This is a genomic window from Staphylococcus microti, from assembly GCF_000934465.1.
Taxonomy (GTDB): Bacteria; Bacillota; Bacilli; order Staphylococcales; family Staphylococcaceae; genus Staphylococcus; species Staphylococcus microti.
Genome location: NZ_JXWY01000103.1, coordinates 1 through 11,618 on the forward strand (window position 1 = coordinate 1; position 11,618 = coordinate 11,618).

General features: G+C 38.4%; 12 protein-coding genes and 1 riboswitch. Of the genes, 9 read left to right on the forward strand and 3 right to left on the reverse strand.

Annotation, left to right across the window (positions count from 1 at the left end):
- Both TP70_RS09645 and TP70_RS09650 read left to right on the forward strand, forming a co-directional pair.
- A partial coding sequence (locus TP70_RS09645; protein ID WP_044361300.1) for an RNA-guided endonuclease TnpB family protein occupies nucleotides 1-379 on the forward strand: 379 nt, incomplete at its 5' end.
- A gap of 168 nt (nucleotides 380-547) precedes the next feature.
- A complete protein-coding gene (locus tag TP70_RS09650; RefSeq protein ID WP_044361301.1) occupies nucleotides 548-1,390 on the forward strand; it encodes a hypothetical protein in 843 nt (280 codons plus the stop codon).
- A gap of 62 nt (nucleotides 1,391-1,452) precedes the next feature.
- Here the strand turns inward: TP70_RS09650 and TP70_RS09655 are convergent, their stop codons facing one another.
- The gene (locus TP70_RS09655) at nucleotides 1,453-2,034 is read right to left on the reverse strand and encodes a hypothetical protein (RefSeq protein ID WP_052502912.1); all 582 of its coding nucleotides are present in this window, start codon (nucleotides 2,032-2,034) and stop codon (nucleotides 1,453-1,455) included.
- A gap of 243 nt (nucleotides 2,035-2,277) precedes the next feature.
- Here TP70_RS09655 and menE point away from each other — a divergent pair, with 243 nt between their 5' ends.
- Both menE and menC read left to right on the forward strand, forming a co-directional pair.
- Nucleotides 2,278-3,687, forward strand: a complete 1,410-nt coding sequence (menE, locus tag TP70_RS09660) for an o-succinylbenzoate--CoA ligase (RefSeq protein ID WP_044361302.1) — start codon at nucleotides 2,278-2,280, stop codon at nucleotides 3,685-3,687.
- A 2-nt stretch (nucleotides 3,688-3,689) separates the two neighbouring features.
- Nucleotides 3,690-4,682 carry an o-succinylbenzoate synthase gene (gene menC / locus TP70_RS09665; protein ID WP_044361303.1) on the forward strand — a complete coding sequence of 331 codons (993 nt, stop codon included), beginning with the start codon at nucleotides 3,690-3,692 and terminating at the stop codon, nucleotides 4,680-4,682.
- Here the strand turns inward: menC and yidD are convergent.
- Nucleotides 4,673-4,909: a membrane protein insertion efficiency factor YidD gene (gene yidD, locus TP70_RS09670; RefSeq protein ID WP_044361304.1), complete on the reverse strand. Its 237-nt coding sequence runs from the start codon at nucleotides 4,907-4,909 to the stop codon at nucleotides 4,673-4,675. The two genes, menC and yidD, sit on opposite strands and share 10 nt — an antisense overlap.
- Nucleotides 4,910-4,970: 61 nt before the next feature.
- Between yidD and ytkD the strand changes: the two genes are divergently transcribed.
- Together ytkD and TP70_RS09680 are read left to right on the forward strand one after the other, a co-directional pair.
- Nucleotides 4,971-5,441 (forward strand): RNA deprotection pyrophosphohydrolase, encoded by a 471-nt coding sequence (gene ytkD, locus TP70_RS09675; protein WP_044361305.1) that lies wholly within the window; start codon nucleotides 4,971-4,973, stop codon nucleotides 5,439-5,441.
- The gene (locus tag TP70_RS09680) at nucleotides 5,422-6,192 is read left to right on the forward strand and encodes an alpha/beta hydrolase family protein (RefSeq protein ID WP_044361307.1); all 771 of its coding nucleotides are present in this window, start codon (nucleotides 5,422-5,424) and stop codon (nucleotides 6,190-6,192) included. The genes ytkD and TP70_RS09680 overlap by 20 nt, the downstream gene beginning before the upstream one ends.
- A gap of 44 nt (nucleotides 6,193-6,236) precedes the next feature.
- Here the strand turns inward: TP70_RS09680 and pckA are convergent, their stop codons facing one another.
- A complete protein-coding gene (gene pckA / locus TP70_RS09685) occupies nucleotides 6,237-7,817 on the reverse strand; it encodes a phosphoenolpyruvate carboxykinase (ATP) (protein ID WP_044361308.1) in 1,581 nt (526 codons plus the stop codon).
- Between the two features lie 257 nt (nucleotides 7,818-8,074).
- Nucleotides 8,075-8,184, forward strand: a riboswitch (SAM riboswitch).
- A 110-nt stretch (nucleotides 8,185-8,294) separates the two neighbouring features.
- Between pckA and metK the strand changes: the two genes are divergently transcribed.
- The 3 genes from metK to TP70_RS09700 form a co-directional block, all read left to right on the forward strand.
- Nucleotides 8,295-9,497 carry a methionine adenosyltransferase gene (gene metK, locus TP70_RS09690; protein WP_044361310.1) on the forward strand — a complete coding sequence of 401 codons (1,203 nt, stop codon included), beginning with the start codon at nucleotides 8,295-8,297 and terminating at the stop codon, nucleotides 9,495-9,497.
- A gap of 80 nt (nucleotides 9,498-9,577) precedes the next feature.
- Complete coding sequence (locus TP70_RS09695; RefSeq protein ID WP_044361312.1) at nucleotides 9,578-10,489, forward strand: nuclease-related domain-containing protein; 912 nt, start codon at nucleotides 9,578-9,580, stop codon at nucleotides 10,487-10,489.
- A gap of 551 nt (nucleotides 10,490-11,040) precedes the next feature.
- Nucleotides 11,041-11,618: reverse transcriptase domain-containing protein (locus TP70_RS09700; RefSeq protein ID WP_044361314.1), on the forward strand; the 578-nt coding region annotated here is incomplete at its 3' end.

The following is an 11,618-nucleotide window of genomic DNA, read 5'->3' on the forward strand; positions in this document are numbered from 1 at the left end:
AATGAACCAACGTACTGATTTCTTGAATAAGTTAAGTACAGAAATTATCAAAAACCACGATGTCATCTGTATTGAAGACTTAAACACAAAAGGTATGTTACGTAATCATAAACTGGCAAAAAGTATTTCTGATGTCTCTTGGTCTCGTTTTGTGACGCAATTACAATATAAGGCTGAATGGTACGGACGGAAAATCATTAAGGTAGACAAATGGTTTCCATCTAGTCAAATCTGTTCGAAATGTGGTCATAAAGACGGCAAGAAGTCTCTTGAAATCCGGGAATGGACTTGTCCTGTTTGTCATACACACCATGATCGAGATATCAATGCCAGTATAAATATCTTGACAGAAGGTCTAAGAATAATGGCATACGCTTAAGTAGCATCAAGAACCGTAGGAACTACGGGGATAGCTTGGTAAATAAGAGACAGCGCTGTTAGTGAAAAAAATAAACTAGCAAGTACACTCTATTCCCAAGAAGCTCCCACTTCAAGCGTTAAAAACGCTATGTTTAGCTAAGTGGTGAGTAGTTCACGCAGTTGGTTTATGAATCAGCTAGAAGATAAAAATAGTGTGCCACTCGATCGTATTTTTTCGAGGGTGGCGTTTTTCAGTGCGATGTTTTCATTACTAGTTGGCTTTGTCAGTGCACAATTTTTGTTTAAAATCTACTTGTTTTTACCTATCATCATAAGTGTTATTTTCTTCATCATGTTGGCGATACTTATTTATTTTTTATTACCCGAACAAAAAGTGATAAAAAAAGAAGTATATTTCAGTGACGGTGTTAAAAAAATAGAAAATACTTGGGTCAAAACAGCGTCCAATATTTTTAAGTTGTTTATACAAAATAAGTTGCTCGTTGTGGTGCTTTTAGTATTAATTTTACCGACAATTGTAGATATTGGACCTTCTAATCAGTGGCAAGTGGCATTTAATGATGAAATTGGATACTTATGGATAGGCATTTCAGTTATGGGGATGTTAACAAACTTGGTAATTCCAAAAATTCCAAGAATAGGGTCAGGGCTTAAAGAAATTGTCATTTATCTTGTCTTTGATATGTTAATCATATGGTTGATGACCGTAACTGAACACAATATTCTATTTTTTATGTTACACATTGCGATTTTTACAATTATGAGTGTGAAAATCAGTGTGTATATGCATCAGCAGTTAATAACTGATGATTCTTTACGTTCGTCGTTTATATCCACTTTTTATACTTTGGAATCTTTAATAACGATGACTTTATTACCATTAAATGGTTGGATTACCGAACAAAAGAGTATTTTTGAAGCGTGGCATGTTTTTCTGATTATAAGTATTGGATTATTACTTATATACGTTGCTATTTTATACAAAAAGAATGATGTTTTATCGCGATAATTGAAATAAAAATGCGCACTTCAAACGAATACGGAAAGTGCGCATGTTCTGTTTTACAAAACTCAGCTGTTTTGTTCTGCTTCTAAATAGTCTTCATATGTACCGTAATCGGCATTTTCATCATAATCTGGAATGACTTCATAAAGCTCGTCTTGTGTAGTATCGTCCCAATAATCGTCGTAAGGGGCTTCTTCATATGAATGGTCATCATATGCAGGCGGATTGTCAAATATAGATTTTTCTTCGCCACGCTCAATTTTTAATGAACTTTCGTAGGCTGCCCATGCAGGTCCTTCTAATACATTTCCTTGTGGGATTACACCGTTAGCAACGGCGCTATTATAAGCTTTTATTTTATCGTATTCACTGAAATTACCATAAATGACCGCTTCTAACGTCGCTCTATCTTTAATATTAGTGACATCAATGGCTGCTTGGTTGCTACTTTTTGATGTCGCTTGATTTGTTCCTTCTGAATCAGTCGTTACTTGAGTAGGTGTTTGTCCAGACTTTTTCTGAGCACTATGTTGTGATGTTTTAGTTGCGACTTTTGTGTCTTTCTGCTCTTTATTTTCTTCTTGATGATTGCTACATGCACTTATTACAAGCGTACTTGCGAGTAATAGTCCGAGTGTTTTCTTCATAGGAATGCTCCTTTATTCAGTTTTTAAATCGTTCATAAATGCTTATCGCTATCATTATTATGAATATTTGTAGCACTGTCAATGCGGTTTTATAATAATTTGTGATTTAAGTGGAATACTTTAACAACTTTGTTCGACATTCATTAAAAATGGCGATTTCTAAATGTGCATAGTTTTAAAATATGCATTCGTTTTCAAATTTGTCTATAATAAGAAGCGAACAATATTTTGGAGGGTGTCGCAATGGAACATTGGTTAGTACAACAGGTGCATCGTTCACCAAATGCGATTGCTGTGGAGACGGATGAGCAGAAGTTAACTTTTCAGCAGTTGTTTGAAATGGCTAAACGATATGGGAGTGGTCTGATTACATTAAATCAAACACGTATCGGTTTATTGGTGGATAATTCGATTGAAGCGCTTGGTTTAATACATGGTGCATGGTTGTATAACATTGAAATAGCATTAATTAATAATCGTTTGACAGATAATGAAATTATGAAGCAAATGCAATCTATTAATGTGAACACGATTGTTACAACTGAAAATTATTATGCACGGGTTCAAGAAACGGAGCTAAGTGAGCAATTACGTTGTCTAACGGGCTCTGACATTTTATCTGATGTTGTGCAACACCCCTTACCAAAATTTCAAGAAACTACAATTGCATCCATTATGTTTACATCAGGTACGACTGGCCCTCAAAAAGCTGTGCCACAAACTTTTACAAATCATCGTGCGAGTGCGGAAGGGTGTTTCACACATTTAGGATTTGATACGAATACACGTTGGTTGACGGTGTTACCGATTTACCATATATCCGGATTGAGTATTGTGTTGCGCAGTGTGCGATATGGTTTTACGTTATATTTAATGGACAAGTTTGATGAACAACGTATATTAGATGCAGTGGTATTTAAAGGCATTACACATATGTCGCTTGTGCCATTAACATTAAAGCGTTTAATGCGTGCAGGGTTAACGGAGCCGTATCAACTTGAAAAAATTTTACTCGGTGGTGCAAAGTTAGAACGTGATTTTGTCGAGCAAGCGCTTGCCTATAAATTACCTATTTATAATTCGTTTGGTATGACTGAGACATGTTCACAGTTTTTGACGGCGAGTCCGGAAATGCTAGCCAAAAATCCAGAAACTGTCGGCTTAACTGGTAGTCAAAATCAGCTAAAAATTATGTCGCCGAATGATGAAGGACATGGGGAGTTATACGTACGCGGCGACAATGTCATGAATGGCTATTTATATCCTGAGGGTTTAACTCATACATACGATGTTGAAGGCTTTTTTAAAACTGGAGACATTGCAAGTGTAGATGCCAATGGTTTTGTGATGATTCATGATCGACGTAAAGATTTAATTATTAGTGGTGGCGAAAATATTTATCCGAATGAGATTGAACGTGTCGCAAAATTGCATGTGGACGTAGATGATGCGATGTGTGTAGGTGTTAAAGATGATGAATGGGGACAGCGTCCGGTTTTATATTTAGTTGCACATAAAGAAATTCCGAATATGGCAAGTTTTCTAGCACAATATCTAGCAAAATATAAGTTACCGAAAACCATCCAATATGTGCAGTCTTTGCCTTATACGAGTACAGGTAAGTTAAAACGACAGTTGTTGAATGGAGAATGACCATGAAATTATTGGAGTTACGTTTTTATCAATTTGCACCGTCTTTTAAACATAAAATTCAAACGCCAAAAGTCACGATGGCAACACGTCAAACGTTATTGATTGGTCTGGTTGACGATGCTGGTAAAGAATGGTTTGGGGAATGTAATGCTTTTGAGACGGATTGGTATCATTTTGAAACGATTGATTCAGTTTACAACACACTGCGTCACTGGTTTAAAGGTGTTCAAGGAAAAGAAATTGATAGTTTTGAAGTGGCACAAAGCTTTGCAGATGAACTCAATGATACGCCAGCTGCGCGTGCAACGGTGATAATGGCACTGTATCAAATGTTTCATGATTTACCGACGTTTGATGTGCCGATGACGATTACAGTTAATGGCGATATGCACCGTAGATTAGTCCGCTTGGATCATGCTGCGCGTATTAAAATAAAGTGGAATTGCAACATTGTTGAACAAGTAAAAATGTTAGGAGTTATGTATCCGAATATACCGATTTCCACAGATGCGAATCAAACGCTCTGTGAAGCGGATTATCCAATGTTACATGCTTTAGCAAATGAACGTCTAGCCTATATTGAAGAGCCTTTTGATGTACTGGTAGATGATCAGCAATGTAAAAAGATGCCGCCCATTGCGATAGATGAACAGGCAACAGATTTACAGGCTATTATGCATGCAGTTCAACGATATGCTGTTGATGTGGTTGTTATTAAGCCATTTAGAGTAGGTGGGATTGACCGCGCTTTAACGTTAATCGAAACGTTACATGCGCAAGGGATCACTGTCGTTGTTGGTGGGATGTATGAATGTGGACTGAGCCGTTATTTTACTGCTTTAATAAGCCGTTATGGTGATTATGCTGGAGACGTAACACCTGCAGGCTATTACTTTGCTGATGATGTTACTGAGGCTTCAGGACGTTTACACCAAGGTCGTTTATATTTTGAACCACCGAAAATTCAGCACGATCAATTAAAAAGTTACTCATGATGATGTTTGTCTTTTTTGAATGGTACGGGATCAAAGCCGCCTTTATGAAAAGGATGGCATTTTAAAATGCGTTTGATTGCTAACCAACTCCCTTTGAATGCGCCGTGTATTTGAATGGCTTCGACGGCATAATTCGAACAAGTCGGATAGAATCGACATGTTGGGGGCGTTAATGGTGAAATAAAACGTTGATAGAAGCGAATACATGAGATGAATACAGATTTCATAAGAAGCCTCCTTAATAATAATTAGGAACATTGTACCATAGAATGAAGGGAGATTGGATTTTTGGAGTTTTTAGATGCTGCGAACCAACGCGTGACTTTAAAATTTTGTGCACACTATGATCAAGCTGATGGCGATCATGTGCTTGCACTACCAATATATGAAAAACAATTAGTAATGACGGAACACCAAGTGCGTGGCATTGAGTTTCCTGGTGGTAAATGTGAAGCGGGAGAGACGAGTGAAGAAGCGTTGCGCCGAGAACTTTATGAAGAGACAGGTGCTACGATTGAAGCGAGTTATTATATTGCGCAATATACGGTACATGCACAACCGACGCCATTTACGAAAGATGTTTATGTTGTCATTGTGAAAGACATCGTTGATAAACATGATTATTTGGAGACGAAAGGGCCAGTGTGTGTGTCTACATTAGAAGAAGTACCTGTTGAGCGACAAAGTGTTTTATTGGCAGACGAAGCGATATTAGCCTGTGTAGAAAGGATGAGCACACTTGGATTTTATCAGTTATAAACGTATGCCAGCTGAATTGGGGACGCATGTTGTGGATGAAGTACGCTATGAAGCGGACGAAGCGATTGTGAGAGGATTACTTGTGACACCTTATGACTCAGTTGAACGTATTGTTGTTTATTTACGTGGCGGTAAAGGACAAGTAGGCCGTGTGCGTTTAGGACGATTGTTACAGTTTACAAATGATACGACATTGGGTTTTGCACCGTACTATCGTGGTAATAACGGGAGCCAAGGACAAGATGCTTTTGGTGGTGCGGATTTACAAGATGTGATTGCAGGGGTAACGCTATTAAAAGAGATGTATCCAGGCGTTCCAGTCCATCTTATAGGCTTTTCACGTGGTGGGATTCAAGGTTTACTGACGTTCCAAGCTGTCAAAGCCACAAGTTACATTATTTGGGGTGGTGTCAGTGATGTGCGACTGATGTATGAAGAGCGTGTTGATTTGCGAGGCATGCTGCGACGAATGGTCGGTCATCCAAAGAAGCAGCCGGCTGCATATGATGCGCGAGATGCGTTACGATTGATTGACCATTCGGCACCTCCGATACTCATTGTACATGGTGGATTAGACGAACAAGTAGGAATTCATCAAGCGTATCATTTAGCGACACATCTTGAGAATCAACAGGCACGTTATGATACGTTCTATCAAATGTCAGAAGGGCACATACCACGTCCACAAGCACTGGCAGATGCTTTACATCGTATAAAAACATGGATGGATGAAGTTGAACAATACGCATAAAAAAAGAGAGACATGTTGATTGCCTCTCTTTTTTGTTTATAGGATTAGCCTTTAAAGCCACCATTTTGTTGTAATTGTTGTGCTTCTTCGCCGAATTTTTTGAAGTTTTCACGGAAACGTTCAATTAAGTCTGACGCTTGTTTGTCATACGCTTCTTTGTCACGCCAAGCGTTTTTAGGTTGTAAAATTGTTGTCGGTACGCCTTCGATTTCTGTTGGAATGCTTAAACCGAAAATGTCATCTTCTTCAAAAGTGCTGTTTTTAAGTGACCCGTTAATAGCGCTGTTGACCATTTTACGCGTATATTTTAGTTCGATACGGTTACCTTTACCGTATACACCACCAGTCCAACCAGTGTTAACAAGGTATACGTCTACTTCGTGCTTATCGATTAAATTACCGAGTAAGTCTGCGTATACTTTAGCATTTAATGGTAAGAATGGCGCACCAAAGCATGTAGAGAATGATGGTTGTGGTTCAGTAATACCACGTTCAGTTCCTGCAAGTTTTGATGTGAAACCACTTAAGAAGTGATACATTGCTTGGTCTTTGCTTAACTTAGAAATAGGTGGTAATACACCGAAAGCATCTGCTGTTAAGAAAATAATTGTGTTAGGGTGTGATGCTTTTGACGGTACAACGATATTATCGATATGTTCGATTGGATATGCTGCACGTGTATTTTCCGTGTACTTGTTATCATCGAAGTCGATATAACCATGTTCATCAACAACTAAGTTTTCTAGAACAGTACCGTAGCGGATTGCATCAAAAATTTGCGGTTCTTTTTCAGCTGATAAATTAATTGCTTTTGCGTAGCAGCCGCCCTCGATATTGAACACACCATTTTCATTCCAGCCGTGTTCATCGTCACCGATTAATTTACGCTCCGGATCTGCAGAAAGCGTTGTTTTACCTGTCCCAGATAAACCGAAGAATAATGCCACATCACCTTTACGGCCAACGTTAGCTGAGCAGTGCATACTCATAATATCGCGTTTTGGTAGTAAGTAGTTCATAACAGAGAAGATAGATTTTTTCATTTCTCCAGCATACTCAGTACCACCGATTAACACTGTTTTATGTTTGAATGACACGATGACAAATGTTTCTGAACGTGTGCCATCTTTTTCAGGATTTGCTTTAAAAGTTGGTGCAGAAATGATTGTGAAGTCTGCTTTAATTTTTTCTGCTTCGCTCTTTGAATGTGGGCGAATAAACATGTTTTGTGCGAAAAGGTTATGCCATGCAAACTCATTGACAACCGTTAATTTTAATTGTGAATCTTTGTCGCTACCTGCATAACCATTAAAAACGAAAACTTCTTCTTTTGCATCTAGATATTCAAGTACTTGATGATACAAGTTTAAGAACTTCTCTTCAGAAATAGCTTGGTTCACAGTACCCCAGTCGATGTCATCTTTTACTTGTGGATTATCTACAATATACTTATCTTTTGGAGAACGCCCCGTATATTCTCCAGTTTTAGCATTGATTGCCCCTAGCTCAGTTAATTCAGCCTCGTCACGTTGTAAAATTTTGTTGTAAAGTTCAGTTTTTGTTAACTGAAAATGAGATGTAGGCTTTTTAATTAATGCATTCAGTGCGCTCGTATCGAATGACATGATGAATCCCTCCAATAGTTTGTTCGTAAATGTAAGCCTTTACAATTAAAGAGTATAACATATTCAAGCTATAATCCCCATAGAAAATCCAAAAAATAATCAATGAAAAATGCACTGAAACGTATGTCGTTACTGGGGAAATCGGCTATATAAGGTGCTGAACGAATATTACTTCTATGAAAGAGAAATAATATTTTCAATCATATTTGTGAAATTGACACATGAGAAAAACTTCGGTAATATAAAAGCAACGGATTCTCTTATCCTGAGTGGTGGAGGGACATGGACCCAATGAAACCCAGCAACCTCTTTTTAACGAAGAAAGGTGCCAAACCGTTTGCAGGTGAAATAACCTGAACGATAAGAGCGAATGGACGTTGAGCCTTCACTCTATGTATGTGTAGTAGTTGTGAAAGGCTCTTTTTATTTGAGCTCAGATAAAGAGAGTGTTCGTAATTTAATTTAAAGGAGCATATTATGACATACAACAAACGATTATTCACTTCAGAATCAGTAACTGAAGGACATCCGGACAAGATTGCTGACCAAATTTCAGACGCGATATTAGATGAGATTTTAAAAGGAGATCAACATGCACGTGTTGCTTGTGAAACGACTGTTACGACAGGCATGGCGTTAATTGCGGGAGAGATTTCTACTTCGACATATGTTGATATTCCGAAAGTTGTAAGAGAGACGGTTAAACAGATTGGCTATACACGTGCCAAATATGGTTATGACTATAAAACAATGTCTGTACTGACAGCAATCGACGAACAATCTCCTGACATTGCACAAGGTGTGGATCGTGCATTGGAGTACCGTGATGCTTCGAATGATGAAGTACTCAATACAGGTGCAGGTGACCAAGGTTTAATGTTTGGTTATGCGACAAATGAAACAGAATCATTTATGCCATTGCCAATTGATTTATCACATAAATTAGCGAAACGCTTAACAGATGTACGTAAAGACGGTACGTTAGAATATTTACGTCCGGATGGGAAAGTACAAGTGACTGTGGAATATGATGCACATGATCAACCAAAACGCATTGATACGATTGTTATTTCATCTCAACATCATGAAGAAGTGGAATTGGAACAAATTCAACGTGATCTTAAAGAACATGTGATTTATCCAATCGTACCAGAAGCTTTCTTAGACGATGAAACGAAATTCTTTATTAACCCGACTGGTCGCTTTGTAATTGGTGGCCCACAAGGTGATGCGGGTCTGACTGGACGTAAAATTATCGTTGACACGTATGGCGGTTATGCACGTCATGGCGGCGGTGCATTCTCTGGTAAGGATCCTACAAAAGTTGACCGTTCAGCGGCTTATGCAGCACGCTATGTTGCTAAAAATATTGTGGCGGCTGGTTTTGCGGACAAATGTGAAGTACAGCTAGCGTATGCAATTGGGGTTGCACAACCTGTATCAATTGCAATTGATACATTTGGTACGGGCAAAGTTTCAGAAGATGCTTTAATTCAAGCAGTGAGTGAAAACTTTGATTTACGACCAGCAGGTATTATTCAAATGTTAGACTTGCAACGTCCGATTTATAAGCAAACGGCAGCGTATGGCCATTTTGGACGTACAGACGTACAACTTCCATGGGAGAATACGGATAAAGTTGAAGATTTGAAAAAGGCAGTTGCAGCTTACCAAGCATAATGTTGCGTTTTATATCGATTATTTGACGGTTATTCACTATAATAGGTGTATAAATGTAGACAAAAGGAAGGTTTTTGAAAATGACACAGTTTAGTCCAATGGAAATTGGCTTATTTGTTGCTATAGGCGTAGCGGTAATATGTTTCTTACTATTTTTAGTTGCGTTGAATCGTAAGAAAAAAGCACAACAAAGATATGAAGCGGAATACAAAGCAAAAGAAGAAAAGCTGACACAATCGCATAATGAAGCGCTTGAAAAAGTAAGAATTGAAAAGAAAAAAGTGGAGACGAAGCATAAAGAAGACTATCGAACAATGGTCGCATCAAAAGATCGTGAAATTGACGCGTTGAAGTTGTTTTCGAAAAACAGCAGTGAATATGTAACAGATATGCGCTTGCTCGGTATTCGTGAGCGTCTTGTGAAAGAAAAGCGTATTCGTCCTGAAGATATGCATATTATGGCGAATATTTTCATGCCAACGAATGATTTAGAAGACATTACACGTATTAGTCATCTTGTACTCACACGTACTGGATTATACATCATTGATTCGCAGTTACTGAAAGGTCATGTGTATCAAGGGATAAGTGGCAATCAATTTGCGGAAAATCCAATGATGGCACAAGTGTTCAAAACACTTCAATTGGATGAAACGAAGCCACAAACGATTGTTTTAGATGAAAGTGATAGCGATGCGCATGCACTTTCAATTGTGGATTATACTGATCATATCGAACAGCTTGAAGTATTAGCATCAAAGTTACAGCGTCAGTTGGGACATAAATATACGCCAACACCGATTTTGTACTTTAACCCGAAACATGAAGGCGATGTGACGATTTCTAGTTATGCACCACAAAGTACGACGAAAGTACTTGTAGGTCCTGAACAGTTGAATGAATTCTTCAACAAATATGTTTTCCACGGACGCATCCAATATGATGTGAATGATTTACAAGCGATTATGGATGAAATTGAATCATTTAATTAACCAAAAAACCTGTAGGCCACTTTAAGAAGGGCTTACAGGTTTCCTTCTGGTGCGCCCGGCATGGGTAATAACTTGACGGTGAAAGTCCGTTACAGGCTTGGTAGTAGGAACTGTTAGCGAAAGACAAGGGTGTCCATTGTGAAGTGGAATCTGAAGGAAGTCGGACGCAAACACTCGCGCTGACGAACAGAAATATCATATTAAGGCTATATAGAATGGACGAGTCTGCTGAACAAGACAAAGTCCGATACTACCCAAGTTCTATATAGTAAATGATGCAGTGATGTGAGTGGAAAGTGATTACTCTTACCCGGGGAGGTCTCATCAGCGACAGAAATGCCGTAGTAACAACGAATGATGAGAAGTCAGCAGAGGTCATAGTAGGTAGAAATACTGAAGGACTGAACAATATTCATACAAAGTAAAGAATGGAGGTTATAGATTTACGATGTACAGAAAACGGTAAGTACCGGCAACTTATAGAGAGATAAGTAGTGGAACGAAAAAGGGTATATAAGTGTGTACAGTAAATCTTAGGTGAAATGAAAGAAATGTATCGTGAGTCTCCATCCTTGATGGAGCTTGTTGTAAGACCGAACAACATTGAAAAGGCAATCAAGAAAGTGAGAAAGAACAAAGGAGCACCAGGAATTGACGGTATGAAAGTCAGTGAACTGAATGGACACTTTGCGCAATACTTTCCACAAATTAGAAAGAAACTGCTTGATGGTACATATAAACCACAAGCAGTAAGGAAAGTTGAAATCCCAAAACCAAACGGGAAAAAGCGTGTGTTGGGAATCCCTGTCGCTAGAGATAGAGTTATCCAACAAGCCATTAAACAAGTTATTGAACCGAAAATCGACCGTACATTCTCAAAACACAGTCATGGCTTTAGACCCAATCGTAGTACAGGCACTGCACTTAAGCAATGTGCAACGTACTATGAAGAGGGCTATTCGGTCGCGGTTGATTGTGATTTAAAACAGTGCTTTGACATGTTGAACCACGATAAGCTGATGTATTTATTTGAACGTCATGTTCAAGATAAAGCAATTTCCAAGTTCATTCGTAGAAGTTTACAAGTTGGGGCAATTGACCTCAACGGTAGCTATAAAAGTAGAGAAAT